Source organism: Rhizobacter sp. LjRoot28 (assembly GCF_964253025.1).
Classification (GTDB): domain Bacteria; phylum Pseudomonadota; class Gammaproteobacteria; order Burkholderiales; family Burkholderiaceae_C; genus Rhizobacter.
Genome location: NZ_CAXUQC020000001.1, coordinates 862343 through 887766, shown reverse-complemented (window position 1 = coordinate 887766; position 25424 = coordinate 862343). Strand labels below are relative to the sequence as shown.

The 25424-nt window shown below is 69.0% G+C and carries 25 protein-coding genes; 18 read left to right on the top strand and 7 right to left on the bottom strand.

Features of this window, described 5'->3' with window-relative positions:
* The first annotated feature begins 8 nt into the window (after positions 1-8).
* The 13 genes from ACSQ2F_RS04230 (at position 9) to ACSQ2F_RS04170 (ending at position 16631) form a co-directional block, all read left to right on the top strand.
* Positions 9-1478 carry a superoxide dismutase family protein gene (locus ACSQ2F_RS04230; protein WP_436020098.1) on the top strand — a complete coding sequence of 490 codons (1470 nt, stop codon included), beginning with the start codon at positions 9-11 and terminating at the stop codon, positions 1476-1478.
* A gap of 197 nt (positions 1479-1675) precedes the next feature.
* Positions 1676-2377, top strand: coding sequence for a guanitoxin biosynthesis heme-dependent pre-guanitoxin N-hydroxylase GntA (gene gntA, locus ACSQ2F_RS04225; protein WP_436020096.1), 702 nt, complete (start codon positions 1676-1678; stop codon positions 2375-2377).
* On the top strand, positions 2370-2984 hold the full coding sequence (locus ACSQ2F_RS04220) for a DUF1989 domain-containing protein (protein WP_436020094.1): 615 nt from the start codon (positions 2370-2372) through the stop codon (positions 2982-2984). The genes gntA and ACSQ2F_RS04220 overlap by 8 nt, the downstream gene beginning before the upstream one ends.
* A gap of 289 nt (positions 2985-3273) precedes the next feature.
* The gene (locus ACSQ2F_RS04215; RefSeq protein WP_436020092.1) at positions 3274-4479 is read left to right on the top strand and encodes a PepSY-associated TM helix domain-containing protein; all 1206 of its coding nucleotides are present in this window, start codon (positions 3274-3276) and stop codon (positions 4477-4479) included.
* Between the two features lie 88 nt (positions 4480-4567).
* On the top strand, positions 4568-6646 hold the full coding sequence (locus tag ACSQ2F_RS04210) for a TonB-dependent siderophore receptor (RefSeq protein WP_436020090.1): 2079 nt from the start codon (positions 4568-4570) through the stop codon (positions 6644-6646).
* Between the two features lie 36 nt (positions 6647-6682).
* Positions 6683-6871: a hypothetical protein gene (locus ACSQ2F_RS04205; RefSeq protein ID WP_436020088.1), complete on the top strand. Its 189-nt coding sequence runs from the start codon at positions 6683-6685 to the stop codon at positions 6869-6871.
* Between the two features lie 329 nt (positions 6872-7200).
* Complete coding sequence (locus tag ACSQ2F_RS04200) at positions 7201-8496, top strand: hypothetical protein (protein WP_436020086.1); 1296 nt, start codon at positions 7201-7203, stop codon at positions 8494-8496.
* 24 nt (positions 8497-8520) lie between these two features.
* Complete coding sequence (locus tag ACSQ2F_RS04195) at positions 8521-9834, top strand: hypothetical protein (protein ID WP_436020084.1); 1314 nt, start codon at positions 8521-8523, stop codon at positions 9832-9834.
* Positions 9835-9836: 2 nt separating this feature from the next.
* Positions 9837-11924 (top strand): 8-amino-7-oxononanoate synthase, encoded by a 2088-nt coding sequence (locus ACSQ2F_RS04190; protein WP_436020082.1) that lies wholly within the window; start codon positions 9837-9839, stop codon positions 11922-11924.
* A gap of 15 nt (positions 11925-11939) precedes the next feature.
* Entirely contained in the window at positions 11940-13070 is a 1131-nt protein-coding gene (locus ACSQ2F_RS04185; protein WP_436020080.1) for an aminotransferase class I/II-fold pyridoxal phosphate-dependent enzyme, read from the top strand.
* Positions 13067-14245, top strand: a complete 1179-nt coding sequence (locus ACSQ2F_RS04180) for a hypothetical protein (protein ID WP_436020078.1) — start codon at positions 13067-13069, stop codon at positions 14243-14245. The genes ACSQ2F_RS04185 and ACSQ2F_RS04180 overlap by 4 nt, the downstream gene beginning before the upstream one ends.
* Positions 14246-14265: 20 nt before the next feature.
* Positions 14266-15804, top strand: a complete 1539-nt coding sequence (locus tag ACSQ2F_RS04175; protein WP_436020076.1) for a peptidoglycan-binding protein — start codon at positions 14266-14268, stop codon at positions 15802-15804.
* A complete protein-coding gene (locus ACSQ2F_RS04170; protein ID WP_436020074.1) occupies positions 15801-16631 on the top strand; it encodes an amidohydrolase family protein in 831 nt (276 codons plus the stop codon). Before ACSQ2F_RS04175 ends, ACSQ2F_RS04170 begins: the two co-directional genes overlap by 4 nt.
* Here the strand turns inward: ACSQ2F_RS04170 and ACSQ2F_RS04165 are convergent.
* The 4 genes from ACSQ2F_RS04165 to ACSQ2F_RS04150 all read right to left on the bottom strand — a co-directional run bounded on the left by ACSQ2F_RS04165 (position 16579) and on the right by ACSQ2F_RS04150 (position 20550).
* Positions 16579-17940, bottom strand: a complete 1362-nt coding sequence (locus tag ACSQ2F_RS04165) for a sigma-54-dependent transcriptional regulator (RefSeq protein ID WP_436020072.1) — start codon at positions 17938-17940, stop codon at positions 16579-16581. The genes ACSQ2F_RS04170 and ACSQ2F_RS04165 overlap by 53 nt on opposite strands.
* 209 nt (positions 17941-18149) lie before the next feature.
* A complete protein-coding gene (locus ACSQ2F_RS04160; RefSeq protein WP_436026726.1) occupies positions 18150-18563 on the bottom strand; it encodes a DMT family transporter in 414 nt (137 codons plus the stop codon).
* Between the two features lie 20 nt (positions 18564-18583).
* Positions 18584-19060, bottom strand: a complete 477-nt coding sequence (locus ACSQ2F_RS04155) for a hypothetical protein (RefSeq protein ID WP_436020070.1) — start codon at positions 19058-19060, stop codon at positions 18584-18586.
* The gene (locus ACSQ2F_RS04150) at positions 19057-20550 is read right to left on the bottom strand and encodes a tyrosinase family protein (protein WP_436020068.1); all 1494 of its coding nucleotides are present in this window, start codon (positions 20548-20550) and stop codon (positions 19057-19059) included. Before ACSQ2F_RS04150 ends, ACSQ2F_RS04155 begins: the two co-directional genes overlap by 4 nt.
* Before the next feature lie 272 nt (positions 20551-20822).
* Here ACSQ2F_RS04150 and ACSQ2F_RS04145 point away from each other — a divergent pair, with 272 nt between their 5' ends.
* From ACSQ2F_RS04145 to ACSQ2F_RS04130, 4 genes are all read left to right on the top strand, one after another.
* On the top strand, positions 20823-21479 hold the full coding sequence (locus tag ACSQ2F_RS04145; RefSeq protein ID WP_436020066.1) for a TetR/AcrR family transcriptional regulator: 657 nt from the start codon (positions 20823-20825) through the stop codon (positions 21477-21479).
* Between the two features lie 59 nt (positions 21480-21538).
* Positions 21539-21835 (top strand): YciI family protein, encoded by a 297-nt coding sequence (locus ACSQ2F_RS04140; protein WP_436020064.1) that lies wholly within the window; start codon positions 21539-21541, stop codon positions 21833-21835.
* Entirely contained in the window at positions 21832-22446 is a 615-nt protein-coding gene (locus tag ACSQ2F_RS04135) for a DNA-3-methyladenine glycosylase I (protein ID WP_436020062.1), read from the top strand. Before ACSQ2F_RS04140 ends, ACSQ2F_RS04135 begins: the two co-directional genes overlap by 4 nt.
* A gap of 125 nt (positions 22447-22571) precedes the next feature.
* Positions 22572-23063, top strand: a complete 492-nt coding sequence (locus ACSQ2F_RS04130; protein WP_436020060.1) for a ribonuclease HI family protein — start codon at positions 22572-22574, stop codon at positions 23061-23063.
* Between the two features lie 21 nt (positions 23064-23084).
* On the opposite strand, the gene ACSQ2F_RS04125 is transcribed toward ACSQ2F_RS04130, so the two are convergent.
* Genes ACSQ2F_RS04125 through ACSQ2F_RS04115 form a run of 3 tightly spaced genes read right to left on the bottom strand, consistent with a single transcriptional unit; the run spans position 23085 to position 24281 of the window.
* Complete coding sequence (locus tag ACSQ2F_RS04125) at positions 23085-23492, bottom strand: nuclear transport factor 2 family protein (RefSeq protein WP_436020058.1); 408 nt, start codon at positions 23490-23492, stop codon at positions 23085-23087.
* Complete coding sequence (locus ACSQ2F_RS04120; protein WP_436020056.1) at positions 23489-23704, bottom strand: 2-hydroxymuconate tautomerase family protein; 216 nt, start codon at positions 23702-23704, stop codon at positions 23489-23491. The genes ACSQ2F_RS04125 and ACSQ2F_RS04120 overlap by 4 nt, the downstream gene beginning before the upstream one ends.
* A 1-nt stretch (position 23705) precedes the next feature.
* Positions 23706-24281, bottom strand: a complete 576-nt coding sequence (locus tag ACSQ2F_RS04115) for a flavodoxin family protein (RefSeq protein ID WP_436020054.1) — start codon at positions 24279-24281, stop codon at positions 23706-23708.
* Positions 24282-24425: 144 nt separating this feature from the next.
* Between ACSQ2F_RS04115 and ACSQ2F_RS04110 the strand changes: the two genes are divergently transcribed.
* Complete coding sequence (locus ACSQ2F_RS04110) at positions 24426-25382, top strand: LysR substrate-binding domain-containing protein (RefSeq protein ID WP_436020052.1); 957 nt, start codon at positions 24426-24428, stop codon at positions 25380-25382.
* Positions 25383-25424 lie beyond the last annotated feature (42 nt).

Here is a 25424-nt window from a genome sequence, read left to right as displayed (position 1 = left end):
ACCTTGCCATGTCGACATGCCTCAACACCGCCCTCGCTCTGGCCGTCTCGCTCGTTGTCGTCGGCTGCGCCCAGCCCGGCAACTCCACGGCACCGACCTCCCCACTTCCTGATGCGCCCACCGGAGCGCCCCAGGCCATCGCCCGCCTCCAGGCCGCTGATGGAAGCAATGCGGGCGAGGTCCGTTTTCATGACACGCCGCAAGGCGTGCACCTCACGGTTTCCGCCACAGGCCTCACGTCGGGCCAGCATGGCTTCCACATCCATGCGAACGGCGCCTGTGCCCCCGGTCCGGATCCGACCACCGGCAGCATCGTGGCGTTCGGCGCCGCAGGCGGCCATTTCGACCCCGGCCACACCCGCAACCACGGTCGGCCAGGCGACCCGAAGGAAACGTCCCATGCGGGCGAACTTCCCAACCTCACGGCCGACGCGTCGGGCCAGGCCACGGCCCGCCTGCTGAACGCCAACGTGACGCTGGCCCCCGGGCCCACCTCCATCATGAACCGCACGGTGATCGTGCACGCCCAGGCCGACGACTACCAGACCGACCCTGCCGGCAACTCCGGCCCGCGCGTGCTGTGCGGCGTCATCTCGCCCGCCTCGGCTGGCGTGGTGACGGGGCGCACGACCTTCGAGGGCGCGAACGTGTTCCCCGAAGGAATCGCGGTGGACGCCTCGAACGGTGATCTGTATGCCGGCTCGGTGCGTGAGGGCCACCTGTACCGGTGGACGGCCGGTGCCAAGCAGGCGGAGCTGTTCCAGCGGGGCGGCTCACCCGGTCGACAAGGCGCCTTCGGCATGAAGGTCGACGGCCAGCGGCGCCTGTGGATCGCGGGCGGTCCGAACGGCACGCTCGCCGTCGTCGACCTGGCCGGTGCCCACACGGAGGCGGTCGCCAAGGTGCCGCCAGGTCCGCAGCCGTTCGTCAACGACCTGGTGGTGACGGGCGATCACGTCTACGTCACGGACTCCTTCCGACCGGTCATCTACCGCGCCTCGCGCACGGCGAAGCCCCTTGCACTCGAGCCCTGGCTGGACCTGGGCGCGACGCCGGTCCGCTACCGCCCGAACGAGATCAACCTCAACGGCATCGTCGCCTCGCCCGACGGCCGTTGGCTGCTCGCCATCCAGTCGGTCACCGGGCAACTCTGGCGCATCGACACCAGCACCCGCGCGGTGACCGAGGTGCCGGTGTCGGGCGGTTCCCTCGTCCATGGCGACGGCCTGGTGCTTCGCGGCAACGCCGAGTTGTACGTGGTGCGCAACCAGGACAACGAGATCACCCAGGTGGCGCTGGCGAGCGATTGGTCGCAGGCTCAGGTGGCGCAGCGCCTTCACGACGCGCGCTTCAAGTACCCGACCACGGCGGCCCCCACGACTGACGGCCTGGTCGTCATCAACGGTCAGCTCAACCGCCAGAAGGACCCGCCGCCGCTGCTGCCGTTCGACGCAGTCACGGTGGCGCTGCCTCGCTGATCGAATGAACGCCACGGCACCGCGCCCCTTTCCCACACCGGGGAGGGGCCGCTCGCTCGAGCCGGTGCGGGTGAAGCCCTGTCGGATTCCAACTACACCAGGCTCGTCCTCGTCCCACGGACATTCATGGCGCGGGATGGCAAGGCGCAAGCAGTGCACGGCTTAAGGTCGCTGCATCCCGATTGCACCTTCGTTCCATGCAACCCACGACACGCTCGCCCAGTCCTTCACGCCTCCCCTCACCGTCTCCTCGACATCGTCTCACCGAATTCATCTCGGATCCGAGCTTCCCTTGCGTGGGTGCCAAGTCGGCACTCAACAAGGACCGCGTGCGATTCGCCTCGTACAAGGCGTTGGGGAATGCCGCGGAAGCAGCCGATCTCTGCGCGCGGTTGCATGCCTTCTCCGAGGAGTTCCCGGACCCGGGCAATGTGCCCGTCAGCTTCGTGGTGACCTTCGAGGACCAAGTGGCCGACGAGGCCGCCTTCGAGGCAGCGCTGTGGCATCACCTGCAAGTGATGCATGAACACGACCGCACCCGTTTCGCCTGGGACGCGACGGTGGCGAACGATCCGTCGCAGGCGGACTTCTCGCTCAGCATCGGTGGCCGGGCCTTCTTCGTGGTGGGCTTGCACCCCAGCGCGTCACGCCTTGCGCGCCGCGCGCCCTTTCCGTGCCTCGTGTTCAATTTCCACAACCAGTTCGAATCGCTGAAGGCTTCGGGCAAGTACCAGACGATGCAGGCCGCCATTCGCGCGCGCGATGTCGCCTTGCAGGGCTCGGTCAACCCGGTCCTTGCCGCCTTCGGCCAGGCGTCGGAGGCCCGGCAGTACTCCGGACGCCCCGTCGACAGCCGCTGGCGCTGCCCGTTCCAGAGCAAGGCGGCCAAGCATGTGTGACGCACCGACCGCCAAGCGTCGCATCCCTCCCCAGTCGGGCACAGCCTTCAAGCTGAAGCGGGGCGAGATCCTGCGGGTCACCGACCCGCTCGGTGAACAGGTCTCGGACCTCTTCGCCTTCAAGGACGGCGACCTGTCCTGCAGCCTGTCGTCGGGCCGGAGCATCGACTACGCCTCGAAGATCTACCTCAGCACCGGCGACGTCCTCTACGCCAACGACAGCCGCCCGATGTTCACCATCGGCGAGGACAAGGTGGGTCGACACGACTTCCTGCTCACCCCGTGCAGCCAGGAAATGTTCGAGATCCTCTACCACCACCACGGCCACCATCCGAGCTGCTTCGAGAACCTCTACACCTCGTTGGCGGCGTTCGGCATCAGGCCCGAACAGATCGGGACGACGTTCAACATCTTCATGAAGGTGGACGTGGGTGCCGATGGTGCGGTCCGCGTCGACGTGCCGCCGTCGAAGGCGGGGGACTATGTGGAGCTGCATGCGGAGATGGACCTCATCTGCGCCCTCACCGCCTGCTCGGCGGAGAACTCGAACAACGGCAGCTTCAAGCCGATCGACTACGAGATCCTTCCGCCGCACGCGCCCCGTTGATGCGCCAGCCGGCAGCCCGCGTCGCGCCGGAACCGTGAACGATGTCCGGCCCTGGCGCGCTAACCGGTTTGATTCCGGGCCAGCAACGCCCGCGGTGTTCGCCGCCCGCTCCCCTATCGGACCGCGCGGGGCCTCAGGGAAGCGCCCGTTGACATTCTCGAAGTTTCGTTAACACGCGCACAAGAATCATTCGCATTCGTGTATAAAATGGCCGCCCGACCGGCGCTGAGCGCCCGGTCGGTCGCAGGCCCGCCCGTCGTGCCTTCCGGCAACGAACATCACGAATCCAATGAAACCCGTCAACATTCGCCGCTGGAGCTGGGTCCACAAGTGGTCCAGCCTCGTCTGCACGGTCTTCATGCTGCTGTTGTGCCTGACCGGGCTGCCGCTGATCTTCCACCACGAGATCGCCCACCTCACCGGCACCGAAGTCGAGCCGCCGGCGGTCAGCGTGCCGGACACCACCCGCGTCAGCCTCGACTCGATCATGAGCGTGGCGCGCGAACGCCACCCCGACCGCATCGTGCAGTTCGTGTCCCCCGACGAACACGATGACCGCATCTGGTTCGTCACGCTTACGCCCACGCCCGAACCCACCGACGACTTCCGCTCGGTCGCCGTCGACGCGCGCACGGGCCTCGTGGCCGCCGAGCCCCGCTTCGACGAGGGCTTCATGTGGGTGATGTTCAAGCTCCACGTGGACCTGTTCGCCGGGCTGCCGGGCAAGCTGTTCCTCGGGTTCATGGGCCTGCTGCTGCTCGTGGCGATCGTCAGCGGCGTCGTGCTCTACGCGCCCTTCATGCGCAAGCTCACGTTCGGCGAAGTGCGCCGTGAGCGCTCCACCCGCGTCAAGTGGCTGGACCTGCACAACCTCCTCGGCATCGTCACCCTGGTGTGGGCCCTGGTCGTCGGTGCCACCGGCATGATCAACACCTGGGCCGACCTGCTCATCAAGTACTGGCAGGTCACGGACGTCGCCACGCTGCTGGCGCCCTACCAGGGCAAGCCGATCGTGCCCGAGGCCGAGCGCGCGCCCACCCAGCGGGTGCTTGAAGCCGCCACGGCGCACGTGCCCGGCATGAAGCCCTCGTTCATCGCGTTCCCTGGCACCGCCTTCTCCAGTCCGCACCACACCACCGTCTTCCTGCGCGGCAGCGAGCCACTCACGTCGAAGATGCTTCGCCCGGTGCTGGTGGATGCGCGGAGCGGTGAGGTGACGGCCGCCCCGGAAATGCCCTGGTACCTGGACGCCCTCCTCCTGTCGCAACCGCTGCACTTCGGAGACTACGGCGGCCTGCCGCTGCAGATCCTCTGGGCCGTGCTGGACCTGATCACGATCGTGGTCTTGTCGAGCGGCCTGTACCTCTGGTGGGCGCGCCGACGCGTGGCACCGGTGGTGCTGGCTGCGGAGGACGGCGTTGCTTCCGAAGGCGCCGCCACCTCGGTGCCTCCGCGCCGGCCATCGCTCGACGGCGCCACGCCCCAGCTCAAGTAAGCCCCTGCCCCCTCGGCGCGGCCCCGTACCGGCTGGCAGCGCCGCTGCCCGCCCGATCCCCCTTTGCAATCTGTAGTTGGAGAAGTCGATGAACCCGAAGATCCGGATGACCGCCTGCGCCCTGGCGGCCTGCGCCCTCGTGAGCGAGCTGCACGCCCAGGAAACGGTGATGGAGCCCGTGGTGGTCAAGGCCAAGCGAGAGAACCGGGTGTCGAAGGGGGCCACCGGCCTGCCGATGGAGATCAAGGAGACGCCGCAGACGATCAGCACGATCGAGAAGGAAGACATCCGCGACTTCGGTGCCACCAGCAGCAACGACGCTTTGCGCCTGGGTACAGGCATCAACATCGAGCAATTCGAGACGAACCGGGTGACCGTGAATTCGCGCGGCTTCGACATCATGCTCACCCAGATGGACGGGCTGGGCATGACCAACGACTGGGGCGTCCTTGCTGGCCAGCAAGACACCGTCCTGTTCGAGCGAGTGGAACTGATCCGGGGCGCGAATGGCTTGCTGACCGGAGTGGGCAACTCTTCCGGCACCATCAACTACGTGCGCAAGCGCCCCACCAACAAGGACGGCGGCGAGGCAACGTTGACCAAGGGTTCGCACGATAAACGCCGTGTCACGCTCGACTACAACAAGATTCTCACGGACGACGGCAAATGGGCGGGTCGGTTCATCGTCGCCCACGAAGATGCCGACTCCTATCTCCGAGCCCTGCACGACACCAAGAACACCGTGTACGGGGTGATCGATGGCCAGATTGGCGACAACGGCGTGCTGACGCTCGGCTTCACTCACCAGAAGTCCAAGCAACGGTCGGCGATGTGGGGTTCGATGACACTGAATCGGACGGACGGCACCCAAGCCGACTTCGATCGGTCTTCCTCGACTGCGCAGGACTGGACCTACTGGAACACGTCCTCTGAAAGCGCCTTCGTCGAGTACACGCATGCTCTGAGCCCCAGCTGGGAGGCCAAGGTCACGTTCAACACTCGGCAGGTCGATGAAGAAACGAAGTTGCTTTACGCGTACTCGCTGAAGGGGGCGCTTGAGCCAGACAACACGGGTCTTACTGCGCAGCCCTACCGGTCCTCCGGCGAAAGCACGAACCACATACTGGATGCCAACCTCAGCGGTGAGTTCGAAGCCTTCGGACGGACTCACAGTCTGCTGGTCGGTGCGTCGCACTCTCGTCAGGAATTCAGCACTGACACGTACTCGTGGAATCCCACGATCTATCAAGGATTGGTGCCGGTCTTCCCCTACCCAGGGAACACGTTCCCAGAACCGGTCTGGGGCCCGATGACTCCCGATCGAGCTGGGAAACAGCAGATGACGCGCATGTACGGCAGCACACGCATTTCGTTGACTGACCGCCTCAAGGGCATCTTTGGATTTAACGCCATTCACCTCAAGCGGTCGGGAGATTCCGCCCTGGGCGCAACCGGCAAGGTCGACCAAGCGGCGACCAACAAGGTGAGCCCGTATGTCGGAGCAACGTACGACTTCACCCCGAACGTGTTGGGCTACGTCTCCTATTCCGACATTTTCCAGAGTCAGGACCAGATCGACGCGACCGGCACGTACCTGCGCCCGATGAAAGGACTGAACATTGAGGCCGGTGCGAAAGCGGACTGGTTCGACAAGAACCTGCTGACGACCTTTGCCGTGTTTGGCTCGAAACAAAAGGGATTGGCCACCTTCGCCAGCTACGGCCCAAACAACACATCGATCTACGAGGCGAAGGACGTCAAGTCCGAAGGCATTGAATTGGAGGCCACCGGTCGTCTCACGAACGACTCGCGCGTGACCGTCGGCCTGACGAAGCTCCGCCTCAAGGGCCCTGACGGCAACGACATCTACGAGTGGGTGCCCCGCACCACTGCAAACTTCCACTACGCCACCCGCATGCCTTTCCTGACTGACCTGCGCGCTGGCATCGGCGGCCGCTGGCAGTCCGACGTTCGCAAGAACGGAGGCGCAAAGCAGGATTCGTACTTCCTGGCGCACGCATTCGCGTCCTACGCTGTCACTGACAACGCAACGCTGCGACTCAACGTCAACAACCTCTTCGACAAGAAGTACGTCGGCGGGCTGAGCGCCGGCGCCATCTACGGTGCGCCCCGCAACGCGGCGTTGACGCTGGAATACAAGCTCTGACCCGTAGCCCCGTACCCGCCCACCCAGGACCGCACCATGAGCCAAAGCCTCAAACAGATCTTCGCCATCCCGGCCGTGGTCGGTATCGCCACGGTGGTCGGACTGATCTCGGCCCTTGTCGGCGACGGCATGTGGGACGCGCTGTCCTGGGTCACGCTGGGACTGGCCACGGCCCCGGCGCTCTGGTACAGCATGCGGCGCGGCCCGCGCCAGCCGCAGAAGTAGGCACCAAGGGGGCGGCATCGGCTTGAATGCCGACGCTGCCCCGCTCGACGACGGCCGGCGCGCAAGGCACCGGTCGCACGGCGGCGCGTCTTTGCGCCGCCATACTGCCGTCTCCCCGACGCGCCATACGCCTTTCTCGAACGTCTCCCCTCAGGCAGCCCGCGCGGCGAAACACGCTTCGGCCGTTCGGCCGGTTGACCGCCGCAAACGAAACCCGCTTCGCCCCAAGCGCCGTTCACCCCCGCAAAAGGGGCTGGCACGCCTGATGCGAAAGAGGATCCAGCAGGCAGCCGATCCGGCGTGTCACCCGCCTGCGAAGCGGAGGCGCCATGCATCGCGCGTTGCTCGACTACCGGCCGGAGATCGACGAGTTCCACGGCAACGAACGCACGGCCGCGGGTGAGTCCGCGGTCAGCGAGCGCAACGAGCTGACGCTGGCCACCGAACTGCTGGAGCGAGCCCAGTCCGGCGAAGCCGACGCCTTCGTGGTGGACCTGATCGACCGCGCGTCACGTGGCGCCGGCCGACCGACGCCGCCTGCCGCCGCCCCCCTGGCTCACCTGCTGAGCCAGACCTCCCGCCTGCTTTGGCGGCCTGACGGCGCGCCTCACGGTCCACGCGCATCACGGGCGTTCGGCATCGAGCTTGAAGGCCTCAGCCACGAGGACCAGGCCTTCGAGGTGGCACGCCAATTCGTGCGCTTCGCGGGCGACGCCACGCGCCGCATGCTGGTCACCCCCACCGGCGCCGGGCCCACCGTGGTCGCGGCCCGCGCCGCGCATCAGGCGGCAAGCGCGCTGGCTCCCGGCCTGGTGCCGCAACTGAGCACCCTCGCCCCGCCATTCCGTCCCCGAGCCGCCGGATCCGCCGCGACTCGTCCTTCCGCCCGCGCTTCGCAGAGGCCGGGCTTTCTCGACATCACTGAGGAGTCTGTCATGCATGACATCGATCGCACGCAGCTTGAGTTCAGCTCGGAGCTGCCCGGTTTCGAATCCGGTTCGTTCAACAGCGAGAGCTTCGAGTTCGACAACGAGGAAGGCGTCCTGAGCGAGGCCGATGAGGCGGAGCTCGCCGACGAACTGCTCGGCGTGTCCAACGAGGAGGAGCTCGACCAGTTCCTCGGCAGTCTGATGCGCAAGGTGGCCAAGGGCGCCGGCAAGGTGCTCAGTTCGCCGGTGGGACAGGCCGTGGGCGGCGTCCTGAAGGGCGTTGCGAAGAAGGCCCTGCCTCTGGCGGGCGGCGCACTCGGCGGCTGGGTGGGCGGCCCGCTCGGGGCCAAGATCGGCAGCGGCCTCGCGTCCGCGGCAGGCAGCGCCCTCGGACTCGAAGGCGAGTCGTTCGACGGCGAAGGCGAGCAGTACGAAGGCGCCAAGCAGTTCGTCCGCCTGGCGGCCGACACGGTCACCAAGGCAGCCGCCGCATCGCCTTCGGCGGACCCGCGGACCGTGGCGCAACGCGCCGCCATGGGTGCCGCACGCCAGCTCGCCCCCGGGCTCTTGAGCGGGCAGCAGGGAGGGGCCGGTCCAGGCCGCTCCAAGGGCGGTGGCGCGCCGCGCGGGGGTGGCGCGGCCCAGAGCGGGCGCTGGGCCCGGCGCGGCAGCAAGGTCGTCCTGTACGGCGTCTGAGCACGCAGCCGGAGCGAGCCCGCCATGAGCCCCTTCTCCACCTGGATGCTGTCGCAGGAAGCGCGTGCGCTCCTGTCGCGCCTGGCCCGCGTGAAGCCGTTCGCGCTCATCGAGTCGATGGTGCCTGCGGCGTCGCTCGTGCCGGCGGCGCAGGTGGCGATCGAGCGGCACCTCGCCGCGGGCCGGCGCGACCTGGAGCGCGCCGTGAACGGCTTCGTGGTGTGGCTGCATGGCCCTGGCCGTGCCGCCAGCGAGGCCCACGCACAACGGCGCTTCACAATGCTGCGCCTGCGCTTCAACGCCGCATTGACCCAGTTCGACCTGTTCAGCGATGCGATCACGCAGCGCAGCGAAAGCCAGACGGGCGTCTGGCTTTCGGGCCTCGACCATGTGGCGCACGACGCGCTCGTGCTGCCCGGCCGCTACTACGCCGTGCCCCCTGTCGTGTGCTATCTCGACCGGGGCGCCGGTGCGGCCATCCGAAGGGCCCGTACCCGCCTTCCCGGCGGCGGCGACAACCCTGTCGCGGTCATCCGGATGCCCCGCGAACGCATGGTGGGCAGCGGCATTGCCTCGTCCCTCGTGCACGAGGTGGGCCACCAGGCCGCCTCGCTGCTCGACCTCGTCCTGTCGCTGCGGCCCGTGCTGCAGGCCATGCAGGCAGTCGACGGCCCCGACCGCATCGCATGGCAGCTCTGGGAGCGGTGGATCTCGGAGATCGTGGCCGACTTCTGGGCCGTGGCTCGCGTGGGCGTCGCCTCGACGCTGGGCCTGATCGCGGTGGTGAGCCTGCCGCGCGCCTTCGTCTTTCGGGTGGACGGGGAAGACCCGCATCCCTCACCGTGGATCCGCGTGATCCTCAGCTGCGCGATGGGGCGAGCCTTGTTTCCGCATCCACAGTGGGACCGCATCGCCGACCTCTGGCAGCGGTTCTATCCGCTCGCCGGACTCGACGCGCAGCGAGGCTCCATCTTCGATCGCCTCCAGGCCACGATGGGTGCGCTGGTCGGCCTCATCGCCGAGCACCGGCCGCGCGCCTTGCGCGGCGCCACGCTGGCAGAGGCCCTCACCGTCCGCGACCGCCAGCCCGCCCGGCTCGCCGAACTGTTCCGCCAGTGGGAGCTGGAACCGGTGGCGATGTACCGCACCGCTCCCTCACTCGTGTTCGCCGTCATCGGGCAGGCGCGCATGGACCAACGAATCAGCCCCGAAGACGAGAGCCAGCTGCTCGGGCAATTGCTCACGCACTGGGCCCTGGCCGGATCGCTGCAGGCCACCGCGCAATGCGCGGTGGCCCGTGAGCCGGCATTCCGCCCCCTTTCCCTCTCAAGGAGATGATGATGACCCGCTCGAAGAATCGCGATTCCCACGCACCCGCGTCGCCCCTTCACTCTGGCTCCATCGTTGTCACCGCCGCTGACGGCGGCGGCGACGGCGGCCCCCTCACCGGTGCCTATGTGAGCCTCTACACCGACGATGGCGGTTCCCCGTTTGACGAACGCACCTGGTGCAGGGACCCGGCCCGCCATGTCGAGACGCGGCGCACCGACGAGCGCGGCCATGTGCTCTTCGCCGGGCTGGACCCGGGCAGCTACGTGGTCGTGTACGAGCACGTGCCGCCCCTGCCTCCGCAGCGCGTCGAAGTGCGCCCCGCCCTTGCCGACACCGTCAAGTTCGAGCCGCTGCTGGAGATCAAGACCGAGATCGAGTGGGCGGGAACGCATGCCGACCGCACGCAGCGCGCACGGTCGGTCATGGGCGACCCGGTGATCCTGCACACCCACTTCCGCAACGACGCAGACCCTGCCCTCCGGAGCAAGGTGTCCCTCGCCTTGCCCCCTGGCTCACGCACCCTGCCCGGCGAGCCCTATCGGTACGCGTTCACGGCCACCCGGCCAGGCCGCCAAGCGGTGGCCGCCACGGTGAACTTCGGTCCGCGCGCGGACGCGCCGCCCGAGGTGTCAGGCAACGCGTCGTACGCCATCACCCAGGACGTCGACGCCGAACCGGCGCCCCGCACGGAAATCAGCGGGAGCGTCGACGTGGCGCTGTCGCGCACCGGCACCGAAGCGACGGCGGACTACGCCCTCTACCGCAGCATCATGGCGAGCACCGAGGCCATGTCCTTCGACAACTACAACGCCTACATGAACAACCTGTTCTTCGGCGGCGGGATCAAGGGCGTCGGGCAGGAGGAAAGCCAGGCGCTCAGAGGCCTGCTGGATCGGCGCTTCCTTCCCTTCACCGACACCGATTCGTACCGATTGATGAAGGTGGCGACCGAGGCGTTCGTGATGGTGAACTGCGGCACCATCCTCGAGAACGGCACGGGCAGCAGTGAGTCCTTCGACCTCTATGCGGCGCGCCGCGACCTTCCCCCGTCCGGGACGACGCCGTACCTGGTGGACGTCAACGGCGAGGGCATGCTGCCCTACCTGGCCATCATCCGCGGCAAGCTGCCCGACACCGGCATCGGCGACACCCTGACGTTGCGCGACGCCCAATCCGAGCGGTGGACCGAGCTGATCCGCCGCAAGCGCACGCAGCCCTGCCTCATCGAATTGATCTGGTCGTACTGGCTCGAGGAGTGCGGCGTGGTGCAGACGCTCAACGCGGTCACGCGCCGCTTCCAGAACGTGCGCGGCCCGCTCTCACCCGACCCCCTGGCCAACATGGAGGTCAGCCCCTTGCGGCCCCTGAGCAACCTGCTGTGGGGGTACATCCAGGACGAGCAGCACCGCCTGACCATCATGCGCCGCAATGCCGAGTACGACCACCACTACGGCCTGCGACTGGAGGGACGGGCCCTGCAGGGCTTCCAGCCCGCCGACTCCCGCTCCGGGTTCCTGGAGGCCTTCCACCAGCTGCTGCGCCTGTGTGCGGTCTTCTACAAGCAGGACGACGACACCACCGTGAAGGCCGATGCCTTCGGCGTGCTCAACGCCCTGAAGGAGGTCCACCTCTCGCTCTCACAGGGCGCTCACGGCCAGTTCGGCGACCTGCCGGCAACGGCCCGCATCGAGATGCTGATGCAGCAGTGGCTGCTGGCCCGGCCCGAACTCCGCGAGTTCCTGCCGAGCCGCGCCATGGTGGCCTATCCCGCGCAGTGGATGCACTCGGTGGAGGCGATGAAGAAACTGCAAGGGTGGACGGACACCAGCGTCATCCACTTCCACAACCTCGCGGTCTTCGGTGAGCAGCTGTTGCTGGCCATTCGCTGGGGCGCGTGGAGCACGGTCTTCGAGCCGACGCAGGCCTTCAACTTCGCGCGGGTGTTCCGGCCTCAGATCCAGGGCTACATCCACGCCTACCGGGCCGCCACCGGCGTCGAGCTGGGTGCCGGCACGGCAGAGATGACGCCCGACACGACCACGGTGCCGGCCCTCCTGCTGCAACGTCGCCTGGCCGCACAGCGCCGGAGCGCCTGACATGGAGCCGCGCCCATGCCGGACTTCACCTCGTCGCTGTACCTCGGACTGCACCATGCGAGCCACACCCTGCGCCCCTGGCCGGCCCTTACCCAGGGCCGGCCCGCCGCCCTGCAGGAGTTCGAGGAAGCGCAGGCCGTCGCCCAGGCGCTCGCCACGCTGGCGGGCCGCGAGGCCGGCGCACTGGTGCCGTCCACCTTCCAGCTCTTCTGGGATGTGCTCGGCGTGCTGAGCCGGGAACAACCGATCGAGATCTTCATGGACGCCGCCACCTATCCGATTGCCCGCTGGGGTGCGACCTACTGGGCCGGCCGCGGGGTGCCGCTGCGGGTCTTCCGCCGCCACGACGCCGAGCACCTGGCCGCCTTGATGCGGCGCCCGGGCCGCGGACGCCCGGTGGTGCTCGCAGATGCGGTGAACCCGGCCGGTGCGGCGCAGCCGCCGCTGCACGCCTACAGCCACCTCGTCCAACAGCAGGGCGGCTGGCTGTTGCTCGACGACACCCAGGGCCTCGGCCTGTTCGGACGCGACCCGTGTGCTCGATCGCCCTACGGCCTCGGCGGTGGCGGCTCGCTCCTGAAGCTGGCGCTCGAGGGCGATCACCTGCTGGCCGGATCCTCGCTGGCCAAGGCCTTCGGGGTGCCCGTCGCGGTGCTCGTCGGCCCTGCCGCCCTGCTTCGCCGGTTCGAACGCCTGAGCGCGGCGCGCCAGCACATGAGCCCGCCCTCGATGGCCGTGGTGCGTGCGGCCGAGCATGCACTGCGGGTCAATCGCCTTGCGGGGAATGCCCTGAGGGACGCCCTGCTGGAGCGCGTGCGCCGACTGCGGCGGGGTCTCGCCCACCGCGGCCTCGCGACCCACGGCGGAGACTTCCCGATGCAGACGCTGCGGCTGCCGCACGGGTTCGACGTCGGTCACCTGTACCGGCAGCTCATGAAGGACGACGTGGCCACCGTGATGCACCGGCGCGCGGGCCGTGCCTGGGCACTGAGCCTGGTGCTGAATGCACGCCACAGCGCAAGCGACGTGGACACGGCTGTCCATCGCATCACCGCCGCATTGCAGCCCATTGGCCGTGACATCCGTGCAGCTTCGCAGTCTGCACCACGCCGCGCCCGGGCCGGCGCCACCGAGGAGCAGCCATGACGACCGGTCCCGGCCTCGATGCCCTGCCCGCGACGCCTGCAGTGGCTGCCCTCCGGCAAGCCGTGCAGGCGCTGCCCCCGGCCGACCGTCCGGCCTACCGCAGCGCGGGCATGCTGGACAGCGCACCCGGCCACGCATTCGCGCGCGGGCCGGGCCTGTACCTGCTCCTGTTCGACACCCCCGCCGGGCCGCGTGCCTACAGCGGCATGGCCCTCGATCTGCGCACGCGGCTGCAGCAGCACCGCCGCTGCGCGCAGGCGCTGGGCGTGTCGGTGGCACGCCACCACGTGCTGGTGGCGCAGGTGCCCTCCGGGGTCGATGCCGCAGCCCGGCTGCGGCGCATCGAACACGCCTTGCATCGTTCATTGCTGGGTCGCCATCGCGCCTTGATGACCAACCAGCGCCATGAGATCGGGTTGCCGCCACACGCACTCGACGCCCCTCCCTTCACCCATGAGGAGAATTCCATGCACACCATGACCTGCCAATGCGGCGGATGCCGCTCAGCCGGCGCGTTCGAACTGCTCGAATTCGCGCACCCGCCGGACAGCGAAACGGACAGCGAGACGGACAGCGAGTTCGACACCGAGATGTGGAACGAGGCCGGCTCCGGCGGAGACGCCGAAGGGCCGGTGTTCAACGAGGCGATGGAGTACGAGCTTGCGATGGAGCTGCTCTCGGTCAACAGCGAGGAGGAGCTGGACCTCTTTCTCGGCCGCCTCGTCAAGGGTGCGTGGAAAGGCCTGAAGAAGGTCGGGCGCGGGTTGATCCGACCGCTGGGCAAGGTGCTCAAGGGCGTGGCCAAGGCGGCCTTGCCCTTCGTGGGCGGTGCGCTGGGGTCGTTGATCCCGGTCCCCGGCGTGGGCACGGCACTCGGCACCGCGCTTGGCGGCGCCGTGAGCAAGGCCCTTGAATCCGAGCATGCCGACGGCCACGAGCAGGAGGTCGACATGGCCAGGCGCTTCGTGCGGCTGGCCGGTGTCGCCGCACGCCGCGCTGCCCGCGTCGCCCCCGATACCGACGGACTCGACGTCGGCCGCGGCCTGGACCTCGCCAGCCGCGTCGTCATGGAAGCGGCCCAACGCATCGCGCCCGCGCGCGACGCGCTCCAGCGTGGCCCCGTAGCCGGCCGCTGGCAGCGGCGTGGCAGCCAGGTGGTTGTGATGGGTCTGTGAACCTGAACCAGGAGAATGTGATGAACACCCAAGAATCCATGCAGTTCGAATCCCTGCCGTTCGATCCCGCGGCCCGGCGGCGAACACGCTCGGCCGCCCGACGCGCGGGCGCCCGGGAAGGCGGCGGCCGTTCCGGATGCGGATGCGGCCAGGGCTCCGGCGCCGCTGCGGCAGCCGAGTTGGACGGGGAATGGGGCTTCGGCCCGGGCCAGTCGGAGGAAGAGACCGACGCCGAATTCGATGGTGAGCAGGACAGCGAGTTCGATGCCGAGTTCGACAGCGAGATGCTGGGCGAAGAGGAGGCGGAGGACGAATTCGACAGTGAGCGCGGGCCCATGAAAAAGGGCGGCGCGCGCGGCGCGTCCCGTGGGGCGAGGCCGGGCAGTCGCCCCCCCAAGCGCCCGAGGCCGTCCAAGGGCGGCAGGCCGCGCCCCGGACCGCGCGGCCCTGGTGCCGCGTTCGGCTGGAACACCTTTGCCGGGCCGGCCGAACCGGCCGCCCCCTGCGTGTGTCCCTCGCATGGCAGCGAATTCGTCCGCTGGGTCCAGAGCACGCTCAACCGCATGGCCGAGGCCGGTCTGCCGGTGGACGGGGCAATGGCCGCGTCGACCCGCCGTGCCGTGCGCGCCTTCCAGGCCCGGCGCGGCCTGCCGGTGGACGGCATCGTCGGGCCGGAGACCGAGCAGGCCCTGCGGGCTGCACGCACCGAAGGGACCGGAACGGCCGCAGGCGACGAGGACGAGCCACAGTCGGAGTTCGGCGCCGACTTCGAACTCGACGAGATGAACGACGGGGAGGCGGAGGCGTTCGAATCCCCGGCGCCCCGCCGAGTGCTGCGGTCCGGCTCGCGTGGAACGGACGTGAGCGACCTGCAACGTCGGCTGAACGCCGCGGGCTTCGACGCCGGGGCGGTCGACGGGGTGTTCGGCACCCGCACCGACCGCGCGGTGAGGGCCTTTCAGGCCGCGCGTCGCCTGAGCGCCGACGGTGTCGTCGGCTCGCAAACCTGGTCGGCCCTGCTCGGCGGCTCGTCGGTGCCGGTGCCGGTCGTCACCGCCGACCGCTGGGCCATCCCTGCCTCGGTTCGGGAGGTCGCCCAGACGCAGCACGTGCGGTACGACTCGCCGCCGGCGTGGGCCGGCAACCCGGGCAACTGCACGGGCACCTTCACCGACGGCGCCCGCATCCTCAAGGAATACATCGAGCAGAACTTCCCCGGGGTCACCTCGATCGGGGGCTACTCGTGCCGGGCCAACACGGCCAACACCGCCGAGACCTCGGTGCACGGCGTGGGCCGTGCGCTCGACATCATGATCACGCCGGTGGGGGGCCGAGCGAACGCGGCCGTCGGTGACCGCATCGCCAACTGGCTGCTGCAGAACGCCGCGGCCATCGGCGTGCAGTACGTCATCTGGAACCGCGTGCGCTGGAGCGGCAGCGTGCGCAGCGGCAGCAAGGACGCCGCCTACACCGGCCCCAACCCGCACATCGACCATGTGCACGCCGAGATCAACCTGGACGCCGCGACACGGCGCACGCCGTGGTTCCGCGGACGGTGAGGCGATTCGCCGAGCCCGGCGTGGAGTCCGGCACGCCGTCGGGCCTCGAAGACGTCATCGACTGCCATTGCCATGCGGGCCAGGGCGACGGCCTCACCGGCCCCTGGGACACCGCCGCGCCGATCGGCGAATACCTGCGGCGATGCCGCCGCGCGGGCATCGGGCGCAGCGTCATCTTCGCGGCCTTCCATTCCGACTACCGGCGCGCCAACCGGGAGGTGGCCCGGCTCGTGGCACGTCGACCGGACCGCTTGCTCGGCTTCGCATTCGTCCACGCCGCGCACGACCGAGGCCAGGTGACGGCGATCGTGCGCGAGGCGGTGGAGGTGCACGGCTTCGTGGGCATCAAGGTGCACCGGCACGACGCCCGCATCACCCGCGAAATTTGCGAAGCCGCACGCGCCTACGGCCTGCCGGTGCTGTACGACATCTCGGGCGAGGTGGCGCCGCTCGAGTTGCTGGCTGCGCAGTACCCGGACGTGAACTTCATCATCCCGCACCTCGGCAGCTTCTCGGACGACTGGGGCGCCCAGCTTGCCGTCATCGACCACCTCGTGCGTCACCCGAACATGCACGCCGACACCTCCGGCGTGCGACGTTTCGACCTCTTGGAGCAGGCGGTGCGGCGCGCGGGCGCCGGCAAGCTGCTGTTCGGCAGCGATGGTCCGTGGCTGCATCCGGCCGTGGAGCTGGCCAAGGTGCTGCACCTGCCCCTCTCGTCAGCGGAGCGGGCCCTGGTGCTCGGCGGCAACCTGCGACGGCTGATCCCACCCGTCACGCCGCTGCCCGCCGACTGGCCTGCCGAATCTGCAGCGCCCGGTCCGTGACGCCGAGCCGCGCGGCCGCCCGCTGCAGGTTGCCGTCCTCACGGTCGAGTGCCATCTGCACGGCAAGGTCGCTCGTGCGCTGGCCGATCTCCTTCAGGCCGATGCCCATCTCGATCGCCTGCCGAAGGGCTCCCTCGAAGCCGGCATCGGGCCAGGGGACGCGGAGCTCGGTTCCCTTGGGGCGCTCCGTTGCGGGGATGTCGCCGACCGTGAGCGGCCCGCCGCCGCTGTGCCGCATCCACAGACGGGTGACCACCTGACGCAGGTCCCGCGCGTTGCCGGGGTACGGGCGGGTCAGCAGGTACTCGCGCACCGCATCGTCCGACAGCACCACCTCGTCAGGCGCGCCAAGCTGCGCGAGAAAGAACCGAGCCAGGGGAAGGATGTCCTCCCGGCGCTCGCGCAACGGCGGCGCGGTGCAGGTCCAGCCCGCGATGCGGTGGTACAGGTCGGCCCGAAAGCTGCCGGCGTCCACGGCGGCCTCCAGGTCGCGATGCGTCGCGCACACCAGCCTGAAGTCGCTGGTCTGCCAGCTGTTGCTGCCCACGCGCTTGTACTGCCGCTCCTGCACCACGCGCAGCAGTTGCGCCTGCAGCGCCGGGCTCAGCTCGCCGATTTCATCCAGGAACAAGGTGCCGCCATTGGCGAGCGCAAATGCACCTTCACGCGCGCCGGCTGCGCCGGTGTAGGCGCCACGTTCATGGCCGAACAGTTCGCTGCCGGAGAGTTCGGGCGAGAGCGTCGTGCAATCGACGACGACGAAGTCCCCACGCGGCGTTCGCGCATCGAGCTCGTGAATGAGGCGGGCCACCTGCTCCTTGCCGGTCCCGGTCTCGCCGCGCACGAGCACGCTCGCCTGCGTGTAGTGGGCCACCTCCACCACGCCGCGCAGGAAACCTCGCCATGCAGGGCTTTGTCCGGCCACGCTGCGCTGCACCGGATCGCACGCCATCAGCGTCTGAACCTCGCTCCAGCGGCGGAGCCTGCACGCCACGTCATCGGCATCAGCGGGCAAGGTTCGCCAGTGCAGCAGATCGGTGGCGCCCGCGTCCAGCGCACGCCATTTCGCGCAGCTGTCCCACGACACCGGGCCGAGCGCGATGACCAGCACCGGCCCGTGTCGGCTGGTGGCGCGCAGCAGCTCGAAGCCGGCGTCGTCACACCCGGCCATCACCACGATGCCCGGACGTCCGGAGACATCCGGCTGGCCCTCGACGCGAATGCCCGCGGCCTCGACCAGACCGGTCACCCGCGACGCCGCGCCGGCGACCCCGCCGCCGTGCACGACCAACCAAGCCGAGGCAGCCATCGACCCGGCATTCAGGGGCTGACTGACGCCACGCGGCGGCGGCCGCAGGCAGGAGAACGAAAGGGTTCCGACATCGAGGACTCCTCTGTCCGCGACGACGGGCCGCGGGACCAGAAGCCTAGGTGCCCACCTCGGCCGCTGCGCCCCCTAGGACTAGGGCCCTCCCCTCTTCAGGGTGCCCTCGGAGGTGGCAGCCTCCGGATGTCGGCTCATCCGGACCCCGCTCGGACGCGCGTGAACCGCATTTCCGCGGCGCACATGCCGGCGACGATCAATGCGCATGCAATGAGGACGTGAGGTCCCTGTCGCTCGCCGAGAAAGGAGAACGCCAGCAAGGCCGAGAACACCGGCTCGAGGTTGAAGATCATCGCGGCCCGGGTGGGTGTCGTCGCCTGTTGGAATCGTGTCTGCACCCAGAACGCGAACGCCGTGGACAGCAGCGCCGTCAGCCCCAGGCACAGCATGAGCTCTGCGCTGAAGGCGTCCGGCCACACGGCCCCGTCGATCCATCCGACGGCCAGCGACATCAATGCAACGACCGCCAACTGGAGCAAGGTCAAGGTGGCAGCGTGATGGTCACGCGACCACCGGTCCACCCCGAGGATGTGCAGGGCCGTGAGCAGCGACCCCGCGACTCATGCGCTCAGGGGTTGCTGGTCGCCCAGGTCACGGAGACGTCGAACGAGGGCGCCGGGCGGGCAACGCCGTCGGTTGCCAGTGGTATCGCCCGCAGCGTGAGGGTCACGACCTCGCCGGCCTGCAAGGCCCGCTCGACGATGGGCGTCAGGCGCAGGCTGAACGTTCCTTGTTCCGCTGACGGATACAACGTCCATGGCGGAAGGCTTGCCTCGGTATGCGGTTCCGTTCCGATGCGAAGGCTCGGCTGCAGCAGGGCCGGCCACGCATCCGGAGGACCCGTCGGCGTGATCGTCACGCGCAGGACGGGCGACCCGGGCGGCGCCAGCGGCAGCGGCAGTTCGGCGACAACCACACCCGACGTCTGCGCCGACGCCGAGGCCACGTGCAGCTGCGCAGCCGCGCAGGATGCGGCCACTGCCGCGACGCCCACGCCCGCATAGGCCGTGACAAGGCCCAGGGCGGCGGCCACTGCAGGGGTCACTGGCTCTCCCCTTCCCGCATGCGCCGTGGAGCGGGCGTCCTGCTTTCGGCCAGGCGGAGTTCAAGGCCACTGACTCGAAGCGTGCGCGCGCGGGCCGGTGCACCGGGCATCGGCACCGCCACCAGCTGCACGTCGAGTGTCTCTGGCAGCGCGGCGCCGCTCGCGCGCAATCGCTCGATCGCAGCGCCCACGTCCACGACGAACGCCGCATTGGCCGCGGTCCCGCCGTGCCCATGGTGGCCGAGCGCGGCCGGATCGTTGAAGAAGGCGAAGCTGCCCACATAGCGCGGTCCGTCGGTGGGCGTGTCAGGGCCGACTTCGGGCATGCCGACGAACACGCGCACGAAGAAGTCGCCCGTCGCCGGCTGCTCGGCCGGCACCACGCGCAGCAACAGCCGCTGCGGTCCCTGCCGCGTCACGGCCGCGAGGTTGGGGACGTTCTTCACGGACAGCCGGGCCGTCGCTGCGCGGCCCACGGGCACTTCGAAGGCACCGCTGCTCGCCACCGTGTCGATCCTTCGCAGCTCCACCTGCCCACCCTCCCTGAGAAAGCGGGACAACGCTTCACGGTCGGCGATGACATGGGGACGCAGGTCCCGGATGCAACTGGTGAAGGAGTCGGTGTCGAAGCGGTAGCTCAACAGCGGCGCAAGATTCAGCAACCCGACGGTCACGCCGTCGATGACCGCACCCGCTCGATCACAGAACATCCCGCCGAGGCTCATCTGTGTCCACGCCGTGTCGTTGGTGTTGGCGTTGCCGAGCACGCCGTTCCACTCCCACCAGATCCGCTCGATCATGTTGTGGTGCATCCAGAAGACCGGATCCCTGGGCGACTGGAAGCTGCCCATCACACCGCCGACGAAGCCGTGCAAGCTGTTGTGCGGCGTGGCCTCGAGCGTGCCGTAGCCCACTGAGGGCCGCAGCGTGGGCGCCGGATCGCTCGCGAACAGGTTGAAATTGGGCTCGCCAAGGATGGTGGCCATCAGTGCGGTGCCCACGACCTCGTCGGGCAGCGCCGCCGGCGGCACGCCGCTGCGGCCCGACACGAACAAGGCGTTCGATGCGTCGCCAAGGAACGGCGCCGGGATCTGCCGCTGGCAGGTCCAGTTCCAGTACGGCAGCGCGAAACTCCGCTCGCCTGTCAGCTCACGGCAGATCTGTTCGAAGTACAGCAGGTAGGCTCGGTGCCAGGGGAGGAAGAACCAGTTGCCATGCGGGCAGTGGTCGAAGTGGATCTGGGCCTGGGCGTTCCAGCTGCGCCGGTCGCTGGCGGGCAGCGCCTTCATCGCGGCCACCGCCGCCCGATACGTCTGGATCACCTGATCATTCGCCGGCATGGTGCGCAGGCTGCGCCGCACGGGACGGTTGCGGATCTGCTCCAGCAGCGACTCACAGCCGCCGAGCGTGAGCGGCGCGGCGCCGAGGAGCGCGAGGCTGCCGATGGACTGCAGAACGTGCCTGCGGCTTGCGGGTTCGGTGAGCATCATGACGACCTCCGGCAGGGAGAAGAAACACCGGGCGCGCCAGCTTGCTCACGGTGATGCACCGCGGGGCAGTGACCCGGCCCATGGCGACTGCATGTCGTTCACTCTAGGTCGCCCCTGCGCGCTTGCCTCCCCCATCGGCGGGATGCTCACCCCCTAGGAACAGGGTCGGCGAACACATTGCCCCAGGTCAGGTGACGGGTTGACGAGCTAGGTCAGTTGTCCTATTCTGCCGCCGTGCCGGTGCAGTCCATCCGGGCGTCAGCACCTCCTCCATGCCGAATTCATCACCCGCAACCCGCGAGGGCGCCACACCGCCGCTGCCAGCCGCCACGCGCGAACGGATCGTGCAGGTGGCCGATGAGCTCTTCTACCAGCGCGGCTTCGAAAAGACCTCCTTTGCGGACATCGCCGACCAGGTGGGCATCTCCCGCGGCAACTTCTACCATCACTTCAAGAGCAAGGACGACATCCTCGCCGCAGTGATTGCCCGGAGGTCCGCACGCACCCAGGCCATGCTCGACGCCTGGAGCCGGCAGGCCACGTCGCCCGTCGAGCGCCTGTCCTGCTTTGCCGACATGCTGATCCGCAACCGTGGCGACATCCAGCGATTCGGGTGTCCCGTGGGCACGCTCAACGCCGAGCTCGCCAAGCGGTCGCATTCCTCACAGGCCGATGCAGCCCGGCTGTTCACCTTGTTTCGCGACTGGCTGCGCGAGCAATTCGAGCAGCTGCATCCTCCCGAGGCCGCGGAGAGCCGGGCCCTGCACCTGCTGGCGCTCAGCCAGGGCATTGCCGCACTGGCCCAGGTCTTCCGGGATGAAGACTTCATTCGCCGCGAAGTTGCGCTGATACGGGACTGGTTGCGCACCCTGGCCGGCTCGCAAGGGCCTGCAGACTGCACCGCAGGCGACACCGGTGCTCTCCCCTGATCTCCGGGCGAAGCACCGCTCCCCCTCAGCCCCCCGATTCCTCCACTCGGCAGCCGTCCATGTACGTCGTCTTCCTCAAGTTCACGCCGCTCCGCACACAGGCCGCCACCCCCATGGCCGCCCACACCGCCTGGTTGCGCCGCCACATCGACGCCGGCACCATCCTGCTCGCGGGCTCCCTCGACGCCGGTCAGGGCGGCGCCCTGATCATGGCGCCCATGGACCGGCATGCCCTTGACGCCTGCATCGCCGAAGATCCTTTCGTGGCCCAGGGCATCGTGCAACCCGAGGTCCACGCCATCCAGCCGTCCGCAATGGCGGCCGGTTTCGCTTCCTTGCTCGGGGCCGCAGCATGAGCGCTGCCACCACCGTTGCGGGATCGGACGGCCGCCCCCGTTGCCGCTGGTGCGCCGGCGTCCCCGAATTCGAGCCGTACCACGACCGCGAATGGGGCTTCCCGGTCGCCGACGATGTGCGCCTGTTCGAGAAGCTGTGCCTCGAGGGTTTCCAGTCCGGCCTCAGCTGGCGCACCATCCTCGCGAAGCGGGAGAACTTCCGGCTTGCGTTCGAGGGCTTCGACTTTCACAAGCTTGCGCACTTCGGCGAGCAGCACGTCGAGCGGCTCCTGCAGAACCCCGGCATCGTGCGTCACCGCGGCAAGATCGAAGCGACCCTCAACAACGCCCGGCGCGCCGTCGAGTTGCAAGCCGAGGCGGGCTCTCTCGCCGCCTACTTCTGGCGCTTCGAGATCGACCCGGCCACCGCACCGCCGCCGCAGAGCGCTTCCGTCTCGCCGGAGTCCATCGCATTGTCGAAAGACCTCAAGCGACGCGGATGGAAGTTCGTCGGACCCACGACCATGTTCGCCCTCATGCAGGCCATGGGACTCGTCAATGACCATGCGGCGGACTGCGTCACGGGTGCCGAAGTCGCGCGCGCCCGAAAAGCGTTCAAGCGGCCCACATGAACCTCGCCGCACTGTTCGGAGGCCCCACCGGCGCATGCACGCCGGCGGCGGACGCCCCATGACGACGTCTCCACGCGGCATGGCGGCCTGCGCAGGCGCCTCCCTCGGCCTTGCGTCCCGGCAGCATGGCTGAAGCGACGCATCCAACAGGCTCGGCGCTCCGCTGGACCATCCACTGCGATGGCAGTGCGGTCCCGAACCCGGGAGCCATGGGCATCGGGGCATTGCTCACGGCACCCGATGGCGCGCGGCACCGGTTGTCCGAAGCGCCGGCCGGCCGAGGCTGCAACAACGAGGCCGAGCTGCGTGCCCTCATCGCGGCCCTGCAGGCGGTTCAGGCACGGGGCGGTCGCTCGGTCTGCGCGTACTCGGACAACCGCGTGCTCGTCGACCACCTGACCGGCAAGCCCACCGGGCCGTTCACCCGGCTGGCCGAACTGTTCGAGGACGCGCGCCGCCTGCTCGCGACCTTCGAGGACGCGAGCGTGGCCTGGATCCCCGCGCACCGCAACGGGGAAGCGGATGCGCTGGCCCGACAAGCACTCGGGCTGCCCGGGCGGCCAGCGCCGGCGTCACGCGGCCGGTCGACACCGCGGAGGCCGCCGACGCGCGCCTGACCCGGGCGCCGGGTTCGCGCCTCAGTCCGCCGCGTCCACCGTCTCGTGGTGGAACACCTTGGCGATGATCCACCAGCGCCCCTCCACCTTCACGAGGGTCAGCAGGTCGACGAAACGGCGGGGCACGATCTGGCACTCCACCCGCGCGAGCGCCGTTTCCGGGCCGGCGAATTCGATGCGCACGATGCGGTCACGGCGCGGCTGTCCGAGGCTGGCGGGCGATGGCCGCCGTTCGACGACGGGCCAGTAGTCCGCCATCGACAGTCGAACCCACGTCCCGCCAGCGGCCGTGGCATAAAGGGCGTCGGGATGCAGCACCCGCGCCAGCCGCTCGGTATCGCTGTGGTACAGGCCGTCGAAGTAGCACTGGAGCAGCGCCTCGATGTCGGCGGTGTCGGTGGTACCTGCCGCCGGTCCCTGCGCCGTCATGAGGCGGACTCCGCTTGCCCCAGCCGACGCGCGCTGACGCTCTGCCCGCCGACGCCCCAGTTGTCGGTGTCCACCTCGTCGATGACGACGAAGGTGGTGGCCGGGTCCTTGTCGAGCACGTCGACGAGAAGGCGCGTCGCGCCTTCGATCAGCGCCTGCTTCTGGCCTGCCGTCACGCCTTCACGCGTGACCTGGATGAGCACGTACGGCATGTCAGGCCGCCCGGCGCGTGGCCGCCAGGCGCTGTGCGGCCTCGCGCACGCGCTCCCCGAAACGACGCGCCGTCGCCAGATCACCGGGCACCATTTCCTCGGGCGAGGCGTCGGCCGGCGTGGCCGTCGCAAGGCCGGCGAATGACGCCAGGTAGTTGATGTCGTCACGCGTCGCCGCCTTGGTGTTGCTGGGCGGCAGGCCGGTGCCGGCCCACAGCATGCCGTGCTGCTGGGCGAGCGTGAAGAGGGTGTAGAGCGTCGTCTGCTTGTCGCCGGCGATGCTGGCGGAGTTGGTGAAGGCTGCCGCCAGCTTGTCCCGCCAGCCCTGGCGGGCCCACACCTTGGAGGAGTCGTCGGCGAAGCGCTTGAACTGCCAGCTCACGTTGCCCATGTAGGTGGGCGAACCGAACACGATGGCGTCGGCGGCGTCCAGCGCCTGCCATGCCGATTCGGGCAGGCGGCCCTCCTCGTCGATGGCGAGCACGGTGCCACCCGAGGCCTCGGCAATCGCCTCGGCCACCTTGCGGGTGTGGCCGTAACCGCTGTGGAAGACCACCGTGATGCGAGCGTCGTTCATGATTGTTCCTGATGAAAAGTGGGTGGAAGCGACACGGTCCGGAGGCTGTTCATGGCCCCCCAACCGCGATGACCTGATGCTATTGATGCCGGCTCATGGCATAAAGACCGACCGCGTCACTTCATTCATTCCATAAGGTCACTCATGAGTCGCCGTTTCGACGATGTGATGCTGGGCAGCATCGAACTCTTCTGCGCCGCCGCCGAGCGAGGCAGCTTCACGGCGGCCGCGGCGGCACTGGGCCTGACACCGGCCGCGGTCAGCCGCTCGGTCGCGCGGCTGGAGCAGCGCCTGGGCGTGCAGCTTTTCACCCGCACCACCCGCCAGGTCGCCCTCACGGAGGCGGGGCGCGAGTACTTCGCCGGCTGCAGGGATGCACTCGGGCAGTTGGCCGAAGCGGAACGGGCCGTGACCGGACGCCAGCAGCGGCCCTCGGGCAAGGTGCGCATCAGCCTGCCGACGCCCTACGGGCACCACCGCATCCTGCCCTTGCTGCCGCGCTTTCGCCTGCAGCACCCGGACGTCGAGGTGGAGGCCCATGTGAGCAACCGCAACGTGGACTTCACCTCCGAAGGGTTCGACCTCGCCGTGCGCAGCCGGACCCTGCCCGACTCCGGTCTCGTCGCTCGCAAGCTGGAGGATGCCGCGCTCGTGGTCGTGGCGGCGCCGAGCTACCTGCGGCGCCACGGCACGCCCAAGTCACCGGACGACCTGGCTCGCCACGACTGCATCCAGTTCCTGCTGCCCCGCACCGGCCAGCCGGTGACCTGGCTGTTCCAGGTAGAGGGAGAGACGGTGGAGCACACCACCACAGGCGGCCTGCAATGCGCGGAAGACCTCCTGGCCACCGTCACGCTGGCCCGCCACGGCGGTGGGTTGCTGCAGACCTATCGCTTCATCGTCGAGGACGACCTGCAGCGCGGGACGCTCAAGCCGGTCCTGGAGCGCTACGCCGGTTGCTCCCGGCCGATGTCCCTGTTGCACCCGGCGCAACGGCATGTGCCGCTGCGGGTGCGAGTGCTGATCGACTTCCTCGTCAACGAGGTGGCCCGGCAGGCGCCGTCGCCGGTGGCTACGGCGCGCCGCGCGTCGGCGCGCTGAGACGCAGAACGGCCGTCATCCGACGCAGGGGGACGGGCCGTT

Coding starts and splice junctions, on each gene's coding strand:
- ACSQ2F_RS04230 (WP_436020098.1), top strand. CDS start 9: ATGTCGACATGCCTCAACACCGCCCTCGCTCTGGCCGTCTCGCTCGTT.
- gntA (WP_436020096.1), top strand. CDS start 1,676: ATGCAACCCACGACACGCTCGCCCAGTCCTTCACGCCTCCCCTCACCG.
- ACSQ2F_RS04220 (WP_436020094.1), top strand. CDS start 2,370: ATGTGTGACGCACCGACCGCCAAGCGTCGCATCCCTCCCCAGTCGGGC.
- ACSQ2F_RS04215 (WP_436020092.1), top strand. CDS start 3,274: ATGAAACCCGTCAACATTCGCCGCTGGAGCTGGGTCCACAAGTGGTCC.
- ACSQ2F_RS04210 (WP_436020090.1), top strand. CDS start 4,568: ATGAACCCGAAGATCCGGATGACCGCCTGCGCCCTGGCGGCCTGCGCC.
- ACSQ2F_RS04205 (WP_436020088.1), top strand. CDS start 6,683: ATGAGCCAAAGCCTCAAACAGATCTTCGCCATCCCGGCCGTGGTCGGT.
- ACSQ2F_RS04200 (WP_436020086.1), top strand. CDS start 7,201: ATGCATCGCGCGTTGCTCGACTACCGGCCGGAGATCGACGAGTTCCAC.
- ACSQ2F_RS04195 (WP_436020084.1), top strand. CDS start 8,521: ATGAGCCCCTTCTCCACCTGGATGCTGTCGCAGGAAGCGCGTGCGCTC.
- ACSQ2F_RS04190 (WP_436020082.1), top strand. CDS start 9,837: ATGACCCGCTCGAAGAATCGCGATTCCCACGCACCCGCGTCGCCCCTT.
- ACSQ2F_RS04185 (WP_436020080.1), top strand. CDS start 11,940: ATGCCGGACTTCACCTCGTCGCTGTACCTCGGACTGCACCATGCGAGC.
- ACSQ2F_RS04180 (WP_436020078.1), top strand. CDS start 13,067: ATGACGACCGGTCCCGGCCTCGATGCCCTGCCCGCGACGCCTGCAGTG.
- ACSQ2F_RS04175 (WP_436020076.1), top strand. CDS start 14,266: ATGAACACCCAAGAATCCATGCAGTTCGAATCCCTGCCGTTCGATCCC.
- ACSQ2F_RS04165 (WP_436020072.1), bottom strand. CDS start 17,940: ATGGCTGCCTCGGCTTGGTTGGTCGTGCACGGCGGCGGGGTCGCCGGC.
- ACSQ2F_RS04150 (WP_436020068.1), bottom strand. CDS start 20,550: ATGATGCTCACCGAACCCGCAAGCCGCAGGCACGTTCTGCAGTCCATC.
- ACSQ2F_RS04145 (WP_436020066.1), top strand. CDS start 20,823: ATGCCGAATTCATCACCCGCAACCCGCGAGGGCGCCACACCGCCGCTG.
- ACSQ2F_RS04140 (WP_436020064.1), top strand. CDS start 21,539: ATGTACGTCGTCTTCCTCAAGTTCACGCCGCTCCGCACACAGGCCGCC.
- ACSQ2F_RS04135 (WP_436020062.1), top strand. CDS start 21,832: ATGAGCGCTGCCACCACCGTTGCGGGATCGGACGGCCGCCCCCGTTGC.
- ACSQ2F_RS04130 (WP_436020060.1), top strand. CDS start 22,572: ATGGCTGAAGCGACGCATCCAACAGGCTCGGCGCTCCGCTGGACCATC.
- ACSQ2F_RS04125 (WP_436020058.1), bottom strand. CDS start 23,492: ATGACGGCGCAGGGACCGGCGGCAGGTACCACCGACACCGCCGACATC.
- ACSQ2F_RS04120 (WP_436020056.1), bottom strand. CDS start 23,704: ATGCCGTACGTGCTCATCCAGGTCACGCGTGAAGGCGTGACGGCAGGC.
- ACSQ2F_RS04115 (WP_436020054.1), bottom strand. CDS start 24,281: ATGAACGACGCTCGCATCACGGTGGTCTTCCACAGCGGTTACGGCCAC.
- ACSQ2F_RS04110 (WP_436020052.1), top strand. CDS start 24,426: ATGAGTCGCCGTTTCGACGATGTGATGCTGGGCAGCATCGAACTCTTC.